The organism is Pseudomonas sp. NFACC02 (assembly GCF_900110765.1).
Lineage (GTDB): Bacteria > Pseudomonadota > Gammaproteobacteria > Pseudomonadales > Pseudomonadaceae > Aquipseudomonas.
In genome coordinates, this window is sequence record NZ_FOEO01000006.1 from 178,963 (window position 1) to 195,754 (window position 16,792).

16 protein-coding genes are annotated in these 16,792 nt (G+C 60.8%); 13 read left to right on the top strand and 3 right to left on the bottom strand.

Annotated elements, in window-relative coordinates; genetic code table 11:
• The first annotated feature begins 257 nt into the window (after positions 1–257).
• From BMY73_RS08185 to BMY73_RS08210, 6 genes are all read left to right on the top strand, one after another.
• The gene (locus BMY73_RS08185; protein WP_092406320.1) at positions 258–1,493 is read left to right on the top strand and encodes an OprD family porin; all 1,236 of its coding nucleotides are present in this window, start codon (positions 258–260) and stop codon (positions 1,491–1,493) included.
• A gap of 87 nt (positions 1,494–1,580) precedes the next feature.
• Positions 1,581–2,309, top strand: coding sequence for a DUF969 domain-containing protein (locus tag BMY73_RS08190; RefSeq protein ID WP_062385840.1), 729 nt, complete (start codon positions 1,581–1,583; stop codon positions 2,307–2,309).
• Positions 2,306–3,256: a DUF979 domain-containing protein gene (locus BMY73_RS08195; RefSeq protein ID WP_092406322.1), complete on the top strand. Its 951-nt coding sequence runs from the start codon at positions 2,306–2,308 to the stop codon at positions 3,254–3,256. Before BMY73_RS08190 ends, BMY73_RS08195 begins: the two co-directional genes overlap by 4 nt.
• 274 nt (positions 3,257–3,530) lie before the next feature.
• The gene (gene rbsK, locus BMY73_RS08200; protein WP_092406324.1) at positions 3,531–4,451 is read left to right on the top strand and encodes a ribokinase; all 921 of its coding nucleotides are present in this window, start codon (positions 3,531–3,533) and stop codon (positions 4,449–4,451) included.
• 80 nt (positions 4,452–4,531) lie between these two features.
• Positions 4,532–5,863 (top strand): L-fucose:H+ symporter permease, encoded by a 1,332-nt coding sequence (gene fucP / locus BMY73_RS08205; protein ID WP_092406326.1) that lies wholly within the window; start codon positions 4,532–4,534, stop codon positions 5,861–5,863.
• Entirely contained in the window at positions 5,860–6,942 is a 1,083-nt protein-coding gene (locus BMY73_RS08210) for an aldose 1-epimerase family protein (protein ID WP_092406328.1), read from the top strand. The genes fucP and BMY73_RS08210 overlap by 4 nt, the downstream gene beginning before the upstream one ends.
• Before the next feature lie 202 nt (positions 6,943–7,144).
• Here BMY73_RS08210 and deoR read toward each other — a convergent pair whose 3' ends face one another.
• A complete protein-coding gene (gene deoR / locus BMY73_RS08215) occupies positions 7,145–7,915 on the bottom strand; it encodes a DNA-binding transcriptional repressor DeoR (RefSeq protein WP_062385831.1) in 771 nt (256 codons plus the stop codon).
• A gap of 143 nt (positions 7,916–8,058) precedes the next feature.
• Here deoR and deoC point away from each other — a divergent pair, with 143 nt between their 5' ends.
• Together deoC and BMY73_RS08225 are read left to right on the top strand one after the other, a co-directional pair.
• Positions 8,059–8,739: a deoxyribose-phosphate aldolase gene (deoC, locus tag BMY73_RS08220; protein WP_092406330.1), complete on the top strand. Its 681-nt coding sequence runs from the start codon at positions 8,059–8,061 to the stop codon at positions 8,737–8,739.
• 168 nt (positions 8,740–8,907) lie between these two features.
• Positions 8,908–9,861: an alpha/beta hydrolase gene (locus tag BMY73_RS08225; RefSeq protein ID WP_175500151.1), complete on the top strand. Its 954-nt coding sequence runs from the start codon at positions 8,908–8,910 to the stop codon at positions 9,859–9,861.
• On the opposite strand, the gene BMY73_RS08230 is transcribed toward BMY73_RS08225, so the two are convergent.
• Positions 9,862–10,593, bottom strand: a complete 732-nt coding sequence (locus tag BMY73_RS08230) for a CatB-related O-acetyltransferase (RefSeq protein ID WP_092406332.1) — start codon at positions 10,591–10,593, stop codon at positions 9,862–9,864. It abuts the gene before it with no gap.
• A 270-nt stretch (positions 10,594–10,863) separates the two neighbouring features.
• On the opposite strand from BMY73_RS08230, the gene BMY73_RS08235 reads away from it, so the two are divergent.
• A complete protein-coding gene (locus BMY73_RS08235; RefSeq protein WP_092406334.1) occupies positions 10,864–11,703 on the top strand; it encodes an AraC family transcriptional regulator in 840 nt (279 codons plus the stop codon).
• An 87-nt stretch (positions 11,704–11,790) separates the two neighbouring features.
• Positions 11,791–12,189, top strand: coding sequence for a cupin domain-containing protein (locus BMY73_RS08240; protein ID WP_092406336.1), 399 nt, complete (start codon positions 11,791–11,793; stop codon positions 12,187–12,189).
• Between the two features lie 99 nt (positions 12,190–12,288).
• On the opposite strand, the gene BMY73_RS08245 is transcribed toward BMY73_RS08240, so the two are convergent.
• Positions 12,289–13,173 carry a LysR family transcriptional regulator gene (locus BMY73_RS08245; RefSeq protein ID WP_062385818.1) on the bottom strand — a complete coding sequence of 295 codons (885 nt, stop codon included), beginning with the start codon at positions 13,171–13,173 and terminating at the stop codon, positions 12,289–12,291.
• Positions 13,174–13,301: 128 nt separating this feature from the next.
• Here BMY73_RS08245 and BMY73_RS08250 point away from each other — a divergent pair, with 128 nt between their 5' ends.
• From BMY73_RS08250 to BMY73_RS08260, 3 genes are all read left to right on the top strand, one after another.
• On the top strand, positions 13,302–14,141 hold the full coding sequence (locus BMY73_RS08250) for an HTD2 family dehydratase (RefSeq protein ID WP_092406338.1): 840 nt from the start codon (positions 13,302–13,304) through the stop codon (positions 14,139–14,141).
• Positions 14,142–14,207: 66 nt separating this feature from the next.
• Positions 14,208–15,371, top strand: a complete 1,164-nt coding sequence (locus BMY73_RS08255; protein ID WP_092406340.1) for an acyl-CoA dehydrogenase family protein — start codon at positions 14,208–14,210, stop codon at positions 15,369–15,371.
• Positions 15,372–15,381: 10 nt separating this feature from the next.
• Positions 15,382–16,731, top strand: coding sequence for an MmgE/PrpD family protein (locus BMY73_RS08260; protein ID WP_092406342.1), 1,350 nt, complete (start codon positions 15,382–15,384; stop codon positions 16,729–16,731).
• The last annotated feature ends 61 nt before the right edge of the window (positions 16,732–16,792 follow it).

Consider the following 16,792-nt stretch of genomic DNA (forward strand, 5'->3'; position numbering starts at 1 on the left):
CAGTCAAACCCGTGAGCCCGCGGCTGAACAGAAAATCTTATGGGGCATAGCGGTTTTTTCCCGTTGGACGCAACGACCCGGCCTGCCGAAAGATGGCCGTCGACACGAGAAAGGTACGACGCAGGGCGGAGGTCTTCCACGCCCCGCCGCGCGTCCAGCCTTCAGGGTCGACGTCTTCCGACGCTCGACCTCATTCATTAGCTGCGCTCTGCCAGCAGTCGGTCGACACCGCTGCGCGCTCACGGGAAGAGGCTTCAATGACACATAACAATCAAAAATACGTCTGCGCGTTGCTGTTTGGCAGCGCCACGCTCACTTGCACCATCACCGCTCAGGCGGATTTTATGGCGGACAGTAAGGGCGAACTGGAAGCGCGGAATTTCTATTTCAACCGCGACTTTCGTCAGCAGGGCGCTCGCGACAAGGCCGAGGAGTGGGCGCAGGGCGTTCTCCTGCGGCTGCAATCGGGCTACACCCCAGGCACAGTCGGTTTCGGGCTGGACGCGCTGGGGATGGTCGGCGTGAAACTGGACTCAGGCGATGGCACGGCGGGCACGGGGCTGCTGCCTGCCGATCGGTCTTCTGGCGGCTCTCAGGATGACTACGCCAAGCTCGGGCTGACCGCCAAGGCCAAGGTCTCGCACACCGAACTGAAAGTGGGCTCGCTGTTTTTTCGCGACCCTGTCATCAACTCGAACGACACGCGGCTATTGCCGCAGACCTTTCGCGGCGGCCTGCTGACCTCGCAGGAGTTAGACAATTTCAAGTTCACCGGTGGGCATATCGACCGGATCAAGGCCAACAGTTCGTCCGACTTCACCGAGATGAGCGCTAACCGGATTGGCGGCACCAGCAACAGTTTCAACTTCGGCGGCGGCGATTATCAGGTCACGCCGAACTTGGCGTTGAGCGCACATTACGGTCAGCTGGAAAACGTCTATCAGCAGTATTACGGCGGGTTGGTACACGTGTTGCCGATCGCGACAGGCCAGAGCCTGAAGACCGACCTGCGCTATGCGAGCAGTCGCGAAGACGGCCATTTTCGGGATCTCGACAACCAGGCATTTGGCTCAATGTTCACCTACCGGTTCAAGGCCCATGCCTTCGGTGTCGGCTATCAACGCATGACTGGCGACGACCCGTTCCCCTACATCGCGGGCAGCGACCCGTACCTGGTCAACTTCATTCAGATTGGTGATTTCGCCAACGCCAGGGAGCGCTCCTGGCAGTTGCGTTACGACTACGACTTCGCCGCAGTGGGCGTGCCGGGTCTGACGTTCATGAGCCGTTACGTGTCAGGCGATAACGTCGAGCGTACAGCGGGCGGCGAGGGCAAGGAGTGGGAGCGCAACACGGACATCGGTTATGTGGTTCAGGGCGGAACGTTGAAAAACCTTGGGGTGAAATGGCGCAACGCGACCGTGCGCTCCAACTTCGGCAACGATCTGGACGAGAACCGGCTGATTGTCAGCTACACCATGCCGCTGTGGTAAGCGCCCTGGCGCCTGCGCCGAATCGGCCGGTCCCACGCGACGTGTCCATTCACTGAATCCGAGCACCCCACTCACGAGATCCCGATCATGCAAACCGCTATCAACCTCTGGCCGCTGCTGGGCGTGCTGGTCATCGTTCTGGGTTTTGTCCTGCGCTTCAACCCGATGCTGGTCGTCGCGCTGGCGGCATTGGCCACGGGCCTGGCCGCGAGCATGCCGCTGGACACCCTCCTTGCCACCCTGGGTACCGGGTTTATCAAAACCCGCACCTTGCCGCTGATCATCCTCCTGCCGCTGGCCGTCATTGGTCTGCTCGAACGGCATGGCCTGCGTCTGCACGCCCAGAACTGGATTGCACGGTTCACCGGCGCCACCGCCGGACGCCTGTTGATCGCTTACCTGTTCGTGCGTGAAACCACGGCGGCGTTGGGGCTGACCAGCCTGGGCGGGCATCCACAAATGGTTCGCCCGTTGCTGGCTCCGATGGCGGAAGGCGCGGCCGAATCGCGTTTCGGCAGGTTGCCCGAGGCGCTGCGCATCAAGCTGTTGTCGTTGTGCGCCGCAACCGACAATGTCGGGTTGTTCTTCGGTGAGGACATCTTTGTGGCGTTTGGCGCCATTGCATTGATGCACACCTTTCTGCTGGGCTCGGGCATCGATGTCGACCCGATGCACATAGCGTTCTGGGGCATCCCGACGGCGATCTGTGCGTTTGTGATTCATGCGATCCGTCTGTATCGATTCGACCGGCGACTTGATCGTGAGCTGAACGCCTTGCCAAAACCTTCGACCGTCGCACCGGAGATTGCCCCATGATCATTTCCATCCAATACCTGTACTGGCTGGCAGGTGTGACGCTGGCCATCACGGCGTTCATGACGCTGGCCGACCGCAGCAATCCCAGGCGCTGGAGCACCGGAGCATTCTGGGGGCTATTTGCCATTGCTTTTCTGGTGGGTGATCGCCTGCCGCCGGTGTGGGTGGGCATCGGCGTCATCGCCATGGCATTGATCGCCGGGTTCGGCGGTGTCGGTTTCGGGCGACACGATACGCTGCCGGAACAAGCGCGTCGCGAGAGTGCCGCGCGCCTGAAGAACACGTTGTTCATTCCGGCGCTGGCGATTCCGCTGGTCACGGTCATCGGTGCGGTGCTGCTGAAGAACATCAAGTTTGGCGACGTGTTTCTGCTGGACCCGGCCAACAGCACCTTCGTTTCGCTGGGGATCGGCAGCCTGGTGGCGCTGGCCTTGGCCTGCTGGCTGACCCGCGACACGCCGGTACAGGCAATGCGCGAATCCCGACGTCTGACCGACGCCTTGGGCTGGGCGCTGGTATTGCCGCAAATGCTGGCGATGCTGGGCCTGGTGTTCAACGATGCAGGCGTGGGCAAAGCGGTTGCGCACCTGGCAACGGCCTACATCAACCTGGATTTTCGCCTGGTTGCAGTGACGGTATATGTGTTGGGGATGGCGTTGTTCACCGTCGTGATGGGCAACGGTTTTGCGGCTTTCCCGGTCATGACAGGCGGTATCGGTGTGCCGGTGTTGGTGGGCATGTACGGCGCCAACCCGGCGGTGATGGCGGCCATCGGCATGTTCTCCGGTTACTGCGGCACGCTGATGACGCCCATGGCGGCAAACTACAACATTGTCCCGGCAGCCTTACTGGAATTGCCGGACAAGTACGCCGTGATCAAGGCGCAAATCCCCACGGCGCTGGCGATGCTGGTGGCCAATATCCTGCTGCTGTATTTCCTGATGTAGGACGCAGGGCTTTTGGTGCGCAAGATGGCAAAAAAGGCAATCGCAAACGATTGCGACTGGCGGTGGTCTGTATAGACCAATGGCGCCAACCCCTCTAAATCCAGGGTTTTCACGGGTCAGGCAGCGATGTCTGGCCCGTTTTCGTTTGTGCAGCACGACCGCCTATAAAAAATAGGTTGAATAGTCACAATAAATGTTATTTAAATAACAAAAATAATAACGCGCCGTGGTTCGGTACTCAGAGCCTCGTCGCGTGCACAAGGTAATCAAACACATGAACAAGATCGCGGTCATCGGCAGCAACATGGTGGATTTGATCACCTACATCGACCGGATGCCGGCACAGGGTGAAACCCTTGAAGCGCCGAATTTCGCCATGGGTTGCGGTGGCAAAGGGGCCAACCAGGCCGTCGCGGCTGCCAAGCTGGGTGCCGACGTGCTGATGCTAAGCAAGGTCGGCGACGACATGTTTGCCGATAACACCCTGGCCAACTTCAAGCGCTTTGGGATCGACACGCAATTTGTGCACCGCGTGCCTGGCGTGTCCAGCGGAGTCGCACCGATCTTCGTACAGAGCGATTCGCATAACAGCATCCTCATCGTCAAAGGCGCCAACGCGCACCTCAAACCGGCGGACATCGATGCGGCGCAAGCCGCTCTGCGTGACTGCACGCTGATGGTGCTGCAGCTGGAAATCGAGCTGGAAACGGTTTACCACGCCATCGAATTCGCCAAGGCCAATGGCATTCCCGTGTTGCTCAACCCTGCGCCCGCCGTCAAAGGCCTGAGCCGCGAGCACCTGTCGCAACTGGACTTTTTCATTCCCAACGAGACCGAGCTGGCGCTGATCACGGGGCACGTCGTCGACTCCCTGGAGGCTGCCCGGGCCGCCGCGTTGCAACTGGTACAGGACGGCATCCGTCACGTCATCGTGACCCTGGGTGAGAAGGGCGCGCTGTACGTGGGCGAGGAGGGCGAGTTTCGTGTCGAGGGCATCAAGGTCAACGCCCGCGACACCACGGGCGCAGGTGATGCGTTCATTGGCTGTTTCGCCCGTCACTGGAGCGAGGACGGCGACATGCGCAATGCCATGACCCGCGCGGTGGCTTACTCCGCCTGTTCGGTCACGGGCCTTGGCACCCAGAGTTCCTATCCGGACGCTGCCACGTTCGGGCAATTCCTCGAAACGCTGTAAGTCATCCACGCGCCGCCGCGCCATGACCGGTAATGCCACCCGCGTGACACGGCAGCCCCTGCACTTCACGGAGAACAACAATGACAAAACCCGCGCTCCAACAATCACCGGACGGGTTCTACCTGAACCGCACGCCCTGGTTCGCTTTTCTGCTGTTGTGCTGCTGTTTCGCGTTGTGGGCGGCCGCAGCGAGCATGAACGACGTGCTGATCGCACATTTCAAGAAGGCCTTCCTGCTGAGCGATTTTCAGACCGCTTTCGTGCAATCGGCGTTCTACCTGGGTTATTTCTTCGTGGCGATTCCGGCGGCCATGGTCGTCCGGCGTTTCAGCTACAAGACCACCATCCTGATCGGCCTGCTGCTGTACATGGTGGGTTGCTCGCTGTTCTTCCCGGCGGCTTCCATGGCCAAGTACGGCATGTTCCTGATGGCACTGTTCGTCATTGCCGCGGGCCTGTCGTTCCTGGAAACCGCCTGCAACACCTATTCGACGCTCATGGGGCCGCGTGAAACCGGTACTCGCCGCCTGAACATCTCGCAAACCTTCCACCCCTTCGGCGCCATGGCGGGCGTGTACGTCGGCAGTTTCGTGATGTTCAAGGACACCGACGCCACCCGCGAACAACTGACGCAGATGAGCGCCTCGGATGCCGCGATCCAGCAACTGGAAATGATCCAGTCGACCCTGCTGCCGTACAAATGGATGATTGCGGTACTGATCCTGATGTTCGTGCTGATCGCCTTCACCCGATTCCCGGCCTGCAAAGGCATCGTCAAGGCCAGCGTCAAATCCAGCAGCATCGGTCAGAGCCTGTCGCGCTTGTGGCGCAACCCGCGTTTTACCTTCGGTGTGCTGGCGCAGTTCCTGTACGTGGGCGCGCAGGTCGGCGTATGGAGCTTTACCATTCGCCTGGCGATGCAGATGGGCGGTATGAACGAGCGCAGCGCGTCGTGGTTTCTGCTGACCACGTTTGCCGCTTACTTCGTCGGCAAGATGATTGCCAACCTGCTGATGCGCAAGATGCACCCGGCCAAGGTCCTGGCGATCTATGGCGTGCTGACCATTGTGCTGCTGGCGTACACGATCCTGGTGCCGAACATCAGCGCTGTTTACGCCGCCGTGGGCGTGAGTATCTTCCTGGGTCCGTGCTGGCCGACGATTTATGGCCTGACCATCGACGGTCTGGGCGAAGACACGGGCGTGGGCGGCTCGCTGCTGGTCATGAGCATTGTCGGTGGTGGCGTGATGCCGATCTTTCAGGGCCTGCTGTCCGATGCCACCCACGGCAACATGCAACTTGCCTACACCGTGCCGCTGCTGTGCTTTGTCGTCATCGTGGCCTACGCCATCAAATGCCTGCGTGATCCGCGCACTGAAACGGCGCCTGTGGGCGCGGTGACCGCATCATGACCCCATCCGAAAAACGCACCACGATCCCCCTTTACCCTGAGCTGTTCGGCGTCGAGAAGACCCTGCTGGAGTCCGCGGACTTTCGTGTGCGGGCGTGGACCTACCCGAGCGGTGTGAAGGCGCTGGCGCTGGAAAATAATCGCGGTCGTCTAGTGGTTTTGCCGTATCAGGGCCAGATGATCTGGTCGGCCGTGTTCGACGGTTGCGACCTGACCATGCGCAATATGTTCGAGCAGCCGCGCCCGAGTGCGACCGTGATCGGCACCTATGGCTGCTTCATGTTCCACAGCGGCCTTCTGCGCAATGGCTGCCCGACCCCACAGGACGATCATCCACTGCACGGCGAAATGCCCTGCGCGCCGATGGACAGTGCCTGGCTTGAGCTGGGAGAGGATGCGGCCGGCGCGTTTCTGCGCGTCGGCGGCGAATATGAATACGTGATGGGGTTTGGCGATCATTACTGCGCCCGGCCCAGCGTCACGTTGCGGGCCGGCTCGGCGCTGTTCGATATCGGCATGGACGTGCGCAATCTGGCTGGCAAGCCGATGGAACTGATGTACATGGCGCACATGAACTACGCCTACGTCGAGGGCGGGCAGTTCGTCGAGCCGCTGGGTGTCGAGCGCACGCGGGTTCGCAGCAGCGTCCCGGCGCACGTAAAGCCGACCCCGGCGTGGTCGGCGTACATGGCCGAGCTGACGGAAGATCCATCGCGCTTGCAGGCCTTGAACACGCCTGAGTTGTACGACCCGGAGATCGTCTGTTTCTTCGATGGCGTTCAGGCGGATGCCAGCGGCAACGCGCATTTTCTGCTCAAGCATCCCGACGGACCTGCGTTCTATACCCGGTACAAACCTCGGCAGTTTGACCATGCGGCACGCTGGATTCTGCACAACGCCGATCAGCAGGTGGCGGCGTTCGTGTTGCCAGCCACCTGTGAGCCTGAGGGTTACCTGGCCGAGAAAGCCAAAGGCAATGTGCGAACGCTGGCGGCGGGGGAGCGTGCGTCGTTCAGTGTGACGACGGGGTATCTGTCGGCTGCGGAAGTGCGGCAACTGGAAGGTGATTTGAAACGCTGAAAGGTGTTGCTGCTCGGGAATGCGATCAGTTGTAGGAGCGTGGCTTGTCCCGCGATCGGCGACGAAGTCGTCGTAAAGGCGGTTAGGCCCGGTTCGGCAGATAGACATAGTCGTCTGGTTCTGCGGCCTTCGGCCGATCGCGGGACAAGCCACGCTCCTACACCTACTGCGGCGGTATTCGGGTGCTGTGTTGTCGAGAAAATCACATCACCAACCGCGCCCCATACCCCTGAATCAGGTCGCGGTACGGCTTGGGCAGTTTCTTGTCGGTGACCACCACATGAAAGCTTTCCAGCGCGGCGAAGTGCGCAGTACGCACGGCGTCGAACTTGGTGTGGTCGGCCAGCAGCATGCAGTGACGCGCCTGTCGCAGGACCTTCTGCTTGACCTCGACCTCGTTGAAGTTGAAGCAGGTCACCCCGAATTCGTCGCTGACACCCGCGGCGGAGACAAAAGCCCAGGTCAGGCGAATGCCGTCCAGGATGCTGGCTTCGCTGTGGTGTTCGAAGACCTGGTTCTTGCGATGAAACGTGCCGCCGCACAGCACGATGGTGCAGTTGGGCTTTTGCTGCAGCTTGAGCAACACGTTCAGCGAGTTGCACACGGCGGTGAACTCCAGTTCGTCGGGAATGAAGTCGATGACGAAAGGGATCGTCGTGCCACAGTCGAAGAACACCGTGTCACCCGGTTTGATGAAAGGGGCTGCCAGCTTGCCGATGCGGCGCTTCTCTTCGACATGGCGGGTGCCTTGCTCGGTGACTTTGTAGTCGCTGGCATCGGAGGGATCGAAGGCCAGCGTGATGTGGCCGCCGAGCAGGTGAAATTTGTCGGGATGACGGCCCAGGTCGCGGCGCAGGGTCATTTCCGAGACGTCCAGCAGGTCGGCCATTTCACGCAGGTGAATGGCTTTCTGATCCTGCAGGGCTTGTTGAATCAGTTTGATGCGTTCGGATTTTTTACTGTCCACAGGCATTCCGGCTGTCGTTTGGATATGGTAAAAAAATAACATTTACTGTTATATATACAACATAAAATAAAGCGTACAAGCTTGCAGCTTAAAGCGTGTCGCTGGTAACTGCTTCTCTTACCCGCTCCCGAACAGGAAGAAGGACCGACATGAAGATCGAACCCGCAGCACTCGCGCAGTATATCGACCACACCTTGCTGGCTGCCGATGCGACCCGCGAGCAGATCGCCACATTGTGCCGTGAAGCGCAGGAGCATGGATTCTATTCGGTGTGCGTGAACTCCGGCCAGGTGCCTTACGCCGCATCGCTTCTCAAGGACGCGCAGGTCAAGGTTTGCGCCGTGGTCGGCTTTCCGCTCGGCGCAGGGCTCAGCGACACCAAGGCCTTCGAAGCAAAGCAGGCGATTGCGGCAGGGGCGGGCGAAATCGACATGGTGCTGAACATCGGCGCCCTGAAGGACGGTCTTCTGGAGCAGGTGCGTGACGACATCGCCGCCGTGAAGCACGCGTGTGGTGTGGTGCCGCTGAAGGTGATTCTGGAAACCTGCCTGCTCGACGACGCACAGAAAACCAGCGCCTGCGAACTCTGCCGTGAGCTGAACGTGGCGTTCGTCAAAACCTCCACCGGTTTCAGCCGCAGCGGCGCAACCGTCGACGATGTGGCCCTGATGCGTAAGGTCGTCGGCGACGCGGTGGGGGTCAAAGCGTCCGGTGGCGTGCGCGACTACAAGACCGCGATTGCCATGATCGAAGCCGGCGCCACCCGTCTGGGCACCAGCTCCGGGATTGCCATCATCAGCGGTGCTGAGGCGTCGGGTTCGGGTTACTGACTGTCCGAATTCACTCAAACCTGTGGGAGCCGGCAAGCCCCACAATGGTTACGGTGTTCTGGCAGACAGTGCGCGGTGCCGAGGCCAACCGGCAAACGGCAGTGACCTTGCGCCGCAATGAATGGCAAACTGCCGGAGCGCCCATCTGATCTCCGGAACCCATCGTTTATGCCGCAACTCTCCCTGGCCCACTTCAAGGCTCGCTGGTTTTTCTGGCTGTGCATGCTGTTGATCGTCGTCGGCCTGCCGGTCGGCTGCGCGGCATTGCAGCATAAGGAGCGTGAGCTGGTGTTCATGATTGAGCCGGGCGTCGCCAGTTGGTATCACGGAATTCCGGCGGACGTGAAGGTGCTGGAGCTCAAGGCGCCGTCATTCGGCGTCTCGCAGAACATCCACGCCTGGTGGTGGCCGGCGGAGAAAAAAGACGCACCCGCCGTGCTTTATCTTCACGGCGCGCGCTGGAACCTGACCGGCCAGTTCTTCCGCATCGAACAATTGCACGCAATGGGCTTCTCCGTGCTCGCCATCGACTACCGCGGTTTTGGCGAGAGCAAGGGGCAATTGCCGTCTGAAGCCTCGGTTTATGAGGATGCGCGTATCGCGTGGGAGCGGCTGAAACAATTGCAGCCCGACCCCCGGAAACGCCTGATCTACGGACATTCGCTCGGTGGCGCAGTGGCGGTGGACCTCGCCGCCGAGCTCGGGCGGGATGCGCAGAAGGGCGAGGAGCCGGTACAGGCGCGCGGCTTGATCATCGAATCGACGTTCACCAACCTCGCCGACGTGGCGGCGTCCGTGGCAAGCAAGCGGACATCGCTGCCGGTGCGCTGGCTGGTGTCGCAGAAATTCGACTCCATCGACAAAATCGCCGAGGTGTACATGCCGGTTTTGATCGTTCACGGCACTGCTGATCAGTTCGTGTCACCGAGCTTCAGCCAGGCCTTGTTTCAAGCGGCGCAGGAACCCAAGAACTTGCTGATGGTGCCCGGCGGCAATCACAACAACAGCATGAATCTGGGGCGGCAGGCCTACAGCCAGGCGATTCAGGCGCTGCTCAATGCCAGGATGCCAGCCGTACACGCTACCAACGACGCACCGCCCAGCGCGAAGCAGTCGGGCTAGTCACTGCGCTGCGTGGTAATCCACCGCAAACGGATGGTTGCGCACCACCACCTTGCCCGGATGACTGTCCGGCACGACAACGCCTTTCAGCGTTTCGAGCAGCGCCGCAGGGTCCTCGATGGGCAGTTCGGCAAGTTGGCGCGGGGTCAGGTTCCACCATTGGCTGGCCAGTAACCCGTCGATGATGTCCTGATTGAAGCGGTAGCGCTGCACCTTGCCCGGCGACCCCGTCACGATGGCGTAAGGGGGGACATCTTTGGTGATCAGCGACTGAGCGCCGATCACGGCCCCGGTGCCGATGGTGATGCCTTCGAGAATCAACACGTCCATGCCGATCCAGACGTCATGCCCGATCATGGTCTGCCTGATCTCCTCGTGCACACACGTGGCGGGGCTTTGGTGTTGCCGCAGCCCGACCAGGCCACTGTGGGAACTGAGCCAGTCCAGAGGGTGCGATTTGCGGTGCTGACCAATGGTCACGTTTCGCGCGATCGAGCAGTAGCGGCCAATGCCGGCGACATTATGCAGTTCTGAACCGCTGACGATATCGGTATAGGCGCCGATGCTCAGTTGGCGGGCGTCGATCTTGATCTGGTGCAGCTTCACGCCGTATTCCAGCGTCAGCTCCATGTCCTTGCGCAGACCCCGGATGCCACTGTCCAGTCGGCATTCATTCCGGGACAGGGCGCGTTTGAGTTGTCGATCAAGCAAGCGACGTCGCAGAAAATTCATGGTAGGGCAGTCCGCATAAATGAAGGAGGCTCTGGCTGCGTGTGCCGGATCGATGCCACGCGCCTGTTTTTATTTGAGAACGATTCTCGATGGTGTCACATTAATGGCAAGGTCAGTACACGAGAACCGGTGGGTCACGCGTCAGTCGTCTGAAAGCTCCCGGATCAACCCAAGCAGCCCTTCGGACCGCCCATGCATCTGAACATTCCCAATAACGTTGCTAAATGGTATCTGTGTCGCGTTGCATCCTTTCAGCCATGAGCCGTCACGATGGATAACTATTCAAACGGAGAGGCCCATCTCGCCCACTGCGCGCGGGACTGGGTGGTGCGTGCCCAGCCGTTGCCACAGATGGAGCGGATCGAGGCGTATTTCCATGGTCATGGTTTCGAGATGCACCGACACGACACCTACGCCATCGGGCACACCCTGTCTGGCGTGCAGAGTTTTCACTACGAAAAGGAGAAGGTGAACAACCTTCCGGGCCAGACCATGGTGTTGCACCCCGATGAGCCGCACGACGGTCATGCGGGTACCGAAGACGGCTTTCGCTACCGGATGTTCTACCTGGAACCGGCGATGATTCAGCAGGTACTGGGCGGTAAACCGCTGCCGTTCATCAAGGGCGGTGTCTCCAGCGATCCGAGGTTACTCAAGGCGACCCAGGCGTTGCTCCAGGATCTGCAGACCCCACTCGATCCACTGGAACTGGATGACGCGGTGTTCGACATTGCCATGGCGCTGCAGGACGCGGCGGGCGTACGCAAGGGCCGGCAAAGCGTCGACTACAGCTCAGCCGAGCGCGCCCGGGAGTTGCTGATGGCGAGCCTGGAGCAGGGCGTCAGCCTCGACCAGCTGGAACAGGCCAGCGACACCGACCGCTGGCGCCTGTCGCGGGATTTCCGCGCGCTGTTTGGCACCAGCCCTCATCGCTACCTGACCCTGCGAAGGCTGGATCTGGTGCGGCATTCGATTGCACAGGGCGTGTCCCTGAGCGATGCGTCGGTGATGGCGGGGTTTTCCGATCAAAGTCACATGACGCGGCATTTCGTGAAGACCTTTGGCTACCCGCCAGGCCGGTGGCTGAAGATGCTTGGCACCCGAACCTAATCTGATACCCGTGCAATAACGTACAAGACGCTGCCATCGGGTGCGGATTAGATTGCCGGCTCCCACCCGCTGTATGGAGTCGCTCAAATGTCCATCGCCAAGCCTGCGCATCCCCTGTCAACCGTCCGCAACCCTGTGAACTTCGCCCAGAAATACAGCCTGTTTAGAGAGCAATGGCAACCCAAGGTCATTGCGCAGATGAACGACTACCAGTTCAAAATCGCGCGTCTGGAAGGGGATTTTCTGTGGCACAGTCACGCCGACACCGACGAAGCCTTCATCGTGATCGAGGGCTGTCTGCGCATCGATTTTCGTGACGGTTTCGTCGAACTCAACACAGGGGAACTGTACGTCGTGCCAAAGGGCGTGGAGCATAAACCCTATGCCGAACAAGAAGTGAAGCTGATGCTGATTGAACCGGTGGGTGTGATCAATACCGGCGACGACACCAACGAAAGGACGGCGCAGAACGATGTATGGATCTGAGCGCTGAAGCGTCTGCCCGCCGCATCCGGACGAAGACTGAGTTCCAGGCGCCACTGAGAAGGCAGTTGTACGAGGCGTTCGATGTCTGCGGTGTGTTCGCTAACCCGGCATCAACACCGCAATCAACGCCCTGACCACCCCCGGCAGGGCGTCCAGTTCCCGGACCAGAATGCTGCGCTCGCGCACTGCCCAGGGCTCATCCAGCTCGATCGTCACCAGTTTCATGGTCTTGCTGTGCCGCAGCGCCGCGGATTCGGGAATGATGCCGATCCCCACACCCGCTTCGACCATCCGGCAAATCGCTTCAAAGCTCGACACCTGGATGCGTAAGGAGAGGTTCTGCCCCAGTCGCTCCACGTGATCGCGCAGAAAGCTCAGCAGCGTACTGCCTTCGTGCAAACCGATGTGCTGAAACGCCAGGGTCTGTTTGAGCGTCACACGCTGCTGTTTGGCCAGCTCATGACCTTCCGGCACGGTCAGCACCAGGCGATCGGTGCTGAAGTGGATGACCTGCAAGCCAGCCGCTTCAACGGGCCCGGCGATGATGCCCATGTCGGTGCTGCCGTCGAGTACGCCGCGCACGATGTCCCGCGAGAGGCGCTCCTGAAGATCCACCGTCACACCCGGACGTTTGGCAAGAAACCCTGCCAGCACTTCAGGCAGAAATTCGGTGACGGCGGTGGTGTTGGCAAAAATACGGATGTGTCCGGCCGAGTCTGTCCCGTAATGGGTGAACTCACTCTTGAGGTAATCCACCTGACTCATGATCAGCCGCGCATGCTTGAGCAGACGCTGCCCGGCCGGGGTCAGTTCGACACCCCGGCTGTCGCGATAGAGCAGCCGCGTATCCAGCTGACCCTCGAGCGCCTTGATGCGCGCGCTGGCGGCAGCGGGCGAGAGAAAGGCGCGGCGCGCGCCTTGGGTCAGGCTCGGGGATTCACCGATGTGAATGAAGAGGCGCAAGTCAGCCAGGTCGAAGTGCATGGTGGTGTCCGGACATTGCAGAAGGCGTTCAGCATACATGAACGCCGGTATATGGAAATGCAAATTCACAGAATGCCGGACAGCTCCCATGATCTGTCCATAACAACAAACGCGGAGGGTTGCTTGCCATGAGTGCTTCAGATTCGCCTGTGGATTTCAGTGCCTGGATTGGACGGACCGAGGAAGCTCAGGACCACTTGAGCCACAACCTGATCAAACGCATTGCGGCCACCTTTGGCGAACCTACGCCAGCCCATGGCGACGCACTACCGCCGCTGTGGCAGTGGTGTTTTTTTCAGGAGCCGGTATTCGAGGCGCAACTGGGCGGTGACGGGCACCCGGCGCGCGGAGGCTTTCTGCCTCCGGCTGACAACCGCAATCGCATGTGGGCCGGAGGCCGCGTGGAGTTCATCCAGCCGCTGAAAGTCGGTGCTGACGCCCATCGTTTGTCCACCATTCTGCACATCGAAGAAAAGCACGGCCGCACGGGGTCACTGCTGTTCGTGACGGTGCGTCACGACTATTCGCAGCACGGTGAACTGTGCGTGCGCGAAGAACAGGACATCGTGTACCGCGAACCGAATCCGCCCAAGCTTTCCAGCGGCGAAGCGCCAGAACAGGGTGAGTGGAGCGAGACTATCGACCCGACCCCTACGCTGCTGTTCCGTTACTCGGCCGTGACTTTCAACGGTCATCGCATTCACTACGACTACCCCTACGTGACCGAGACCGAAGGCTATCCGGGCCTGGTGGTTCATGGCCCGATGATCGCCACGTTCAACCTGCGCGCCTTCATCCGTGGCAACCCGGGCAAGCGCGTGCGTCACTTCGCCTATCGCGGCGTCAGGCCACTGAACGTCCCTGATGTGTTTCGCGTCGGCGGTCGCATCGTCGAGCCGGGCAAGGCGCAACTGTGGGCGGGCAATGAAGCCGGTGTCGCGCAAAGCGCCGAAGTCAGCTTCGACTGAACCCTTCTTCTTATAGATCGCCACGCCCGTTCATTCACGGGCGGCTGGCAGACGCGAGCGAGCACGATGAACCCATACGAAAACGAAGACCTGAATGCCATCCGCGACGGCGTTCGCGCCCTGTGTGCCGAGTTCCCGGCCGAATACTGGCGCAAGATCGACGAAGAAAAAGGCTTCCCCGAAGCCTTCGTCAAGGCACTCACCGACGCGGGCTGGCTGTCGGCGATGATCCCGGAGGAATACGGCGGCTCAGGGCTGGGCCTAGCCGAAGCGTCGGTCATTCTCGAAGAGGTGAACGCCTGCGGTGGCAACTCCGGCACCGTACACGGCCAGATGTACAACATGTTCACCCTGTTGCGGCATGGCAGCGAGGAGCAGAAGCGCTTTTACTTGCCCAAGCTCGCCAGCGGTGAACTGCGTCTGCAATCGATGGGCGTCACCGAGCCCACCACCGGGACCGACACCACCAAGATCAAGACCACCGCCGTGAAGCAGGGCGACAAATACGTGATCAACGGCCAGAAGGTCTGGATCTCGCGCATTCAGCATTCCGACCTGATGATCCTCCTGGCACGCACCACGCCGCTGGCTGAGGTGAAAAAGAAATCCGAAGGCATGTCGATCTTTCTGGTCGACCTGCGTGAGGCCATTGGCAAAGGCCTCACCGTTCAGCCCATCGCCAACATGGTCAACCACGAAACCAACGAGCTGTTCTTCGACAACCTCGAACTGCCGGCCGACAGCCTGATTGGCGAAGAGGGCAAGGGCTTCAAGTACATCCTCGACGGCCTGAACGCCGAGCGCACGCTGATCGCCGCCGAGTGCATCGGCGACGGTCGCTGGTTCATCGAAAAATCCGCAGCCTACGCCCGCGACCGCGTGGTGTTTGGTCGCCCGATCGGGCAGAACCAGGGCGTGCAGTTCCCGATCGCCGAGGCTCACATCGAGATCGAAGCCGCCGACCTGATGCGCTGGCGTGCCTGCGAGGAATACGACGGCGGCAAGAACGCTGGCGCCAGCGCCAACATGGCCAAGTACCTCGCGGCCAAGGCGTCGTGGGAAGCGGCCAACGCCTGCCTGCAGACCCACGGCGGTTTCGGTTTTGCCTGCGAATACGACGTGGAGCGCAAATTCCGCGAGACCCGTCTGTACCAGGTCGCACCGATCTCCACCAACCTGATTCTTTCCTACGTCGCCGAGCATTTGCTCGAACTGCCCCGCAGCTTCTGAGGACACCGAGATGAGTCATACCCAGGCATTGGCGGGCTTTCTCGCCGAGCTGACCTACGAACAGGTTCCCGGCCACGTGCTGGACCGCACCGAGGACCTGTTTCTGGACTGGATCGGCTCCGGCCTCGCCAGTCAGGGCGCGCGACCGATTCCGATCTTCGAGCGGTACGCCGAGCGCATGGGGCCGGCCAGCGGTAAGTCGAAGATGCTGGTCAATGGACGCGGCACCTCGGCGTACTTCGCGGCGCTGGTCAACGGGGCGTCCTCGCATCTGGTCGAGCAGGATGACCTGCACAACAGTTCCGTGCTGCACCCGGCAACCGTGGTGTTCTCGGCGGTGCTGGCCGCCGCGCAAGACCTGGATAAATCCGGGAAAGACCTGCTGCTGGCTTCGGTGGCCGGCTACGAGGCCGGGATTCGCATCGGCGAGTTCATGGGCCGTTCGCACTACCGCATCTTCCACACCACGGCCACGGTCGGGACGCTTGCCGCCGCGGTGGCGGTGGGCAAGCTGCTTGATTTCGATAAAGAGCAGTTCATCAACCTGCTGGGCAGCGCCGGGACCCAGGCGGCAGGTTTGTGGGAATTCCTGCGCGACGCGGCCGACTCGAAACAGCTGCACACCGCCAAAGCGGCGGCGGACGGCTTGCTCGCCGCGTACATGACTCAGGATGGACTGACCGGCGCGCGCAACATCCTCGAAGGGGATCAAGGCATGGCGGCCGGCATGTCGACCGACAGCGATCCGGGCAAATTGTCCGACCGCCTGGGGTCGCGTTGGGCGCTGGTGGAAACCTCGTTCAAGTTTCACGCGTCATGCCGTCACACGCATCCGGCAGCCGATGCGTTGTTGCATTTGATGCAGCGCGAAAATCTGCGCCATGACCAGATCGCCAAGGTCGTCACGCGTGTTCATCAAGGAGCGATCGATGTGCTGGGGCGAGTCGATGTGCCGCAGACCGTGCACCAGGCCAAGTTTTCCATGGGCGCGGTGCTGGGCTTGATCGCGGTACATGGCAGTGCGCAGTTGATCGAATTCCGCGATCTGGCGCTGACCGACGCGGACGTAGCGGCCTTTCGTGAAAAAGTGACGATGGAGCTCGACCCTGAAGTCGATGGCGCTTACCCGGCGCGCTGGCTGGGACGGGTGATTGTGACCACCACGTCAGGGCAGACCTTCAGCGCAGCAATTGATGATCCGAAAGGCGATCCGGGCAACACGCTTTCGCGGCCTGAGCTGGAGGACAAGGTTCAGCGCCTGTTGGCGTTCTCCGGCGCGCGCACGCCGGAGCAGGGCAGAGCCTTGATCGAGCGCGTCTGGCACCTGCGCGATGCGCAGGATCTGGCTGATCTGGTTTAACAGCACACTGATCGTGCCCACGCTCTACGTGGGACCGCTTCCCTCGGACGCTCCGCGTCCT

What these genes read in the sequence shown, in the direction of transcription:
- BMY73_RS08245 (WP_062385818.1), bottom strand. Translation starts at nt 13,173, where the DNA reads ATGCACTTCGACCTGGCTGACTTGCGCCTCTTCATTCACATCGGTGAA.
- BMY73_RS08210 (WP_092406328.1), top strand. Translation starts at nt 5,860, where the DNA reads ATGACCCCATCCGAAAAACGCACCACGATCCCCCTTTACCCTGAGCTG.
- BMY73_RS08190 (WP_062385840.1), top strand. Translation starts at nt 1,581, where the DNA reads ATGCAAACCGCTATCAACCTCTGGCCGCTGCTGGGCGTGCTGGTCATC.
- BMY73_RS08260 (WP_092406342.1), top strand. Translation starts at nt 15,382, where the DNA reads ATGAGTCATACCCAGGCATTGGCGGGCTTTCTCGCCGAGCTGACCTAC.
- BMY73_RS08240 (WP_092406336.1), top strand. Translation starts at nt 11,791, where the DNA reads ATGTCCATCGCCAAGCCTGCGCATCCCCTGTCAACCGTCCGCAACCCT.
- deoC (WP_092406330.1), top strand. Translation starts at nt 8,059, where the DNA reads ATGAAGATCGAACCCGCAGCACTCGCGCAGTATATCGACCACACCTTG.
- deoR (WP_062385831.1), bottom strand. Translation starts at nt 7,915, where the DNA reads ATGCCTGTGGACAGTAAAAAATCCGAACGCATCAAACTGATTCAACAA.
- fucP (WP_092406326.1), top strand. Translation starts at nt 4,532, where the DNA reads ATGACAAAACCCGCGCTCCAACAATCACCGGACGGGTTCTACCTGAAC.
- BMY73_RS08235 (WP_092406334.1), top strand. Translation starts at nt 10,864, where the DNA reads ATGGATAACTATTCAAACGGAGAGGCCCATCTCGCCCACTGCGCGCGG.
- BMY73_RS08195 (WP_092406322.1), top strand. Translation starts at nt 2,306, where the DNA reads ATGATCATTTCCATCCAATACCTGTACTGGCTGGCAGGTGTGACGCTG.
- rbsK (WP_092406324.1), top strand. Translation starts at nt 3,531, where the DNA reads ATGAACAAGATCGCGGTCATCGGCAGCAACATGGTGGATTTGATCACC.
- BMY73_RS08225 (WP_175500151.1), top strand. Translation starts at nt 8,908, where the DNA reads ATGCCGCAACTCTCCCTGGCCCACTTCAAGGCTCGCTGGTTTTTCTGG.
- BMY73_RS08230 (WP_092406332.1), bottom strand. Translation starts at nt 10,593, where the DNA reads ATGAATTTTCTGCGACGTCGCTTGCTTGATCGACAACTCAAACGCGCC.
- BMY73_RS08185 (WP_092406320.1), top strand. Translation starts at nt 258, where the DNA reads ATGACACATAACAATCAAAAATACGTCTGCGCGTTGCTGTTTGGCAGC.
- BMY73_RS08255 (WP_092406340.1), top strand. Translation starts at nt 14,208, where the DNA reads ATGAACCCATACGAAAACGAAGACCTGAATGCCATCCGCGACGGCGTT.
- BMY73_RS08250 (WP_092406338.1), top strand. Translation starts at nt 13,302, where the DNA reads ATGAGTGCTTCAGATTCGCCTGTGGATTTCAGTGCCTGGATTGGACGG.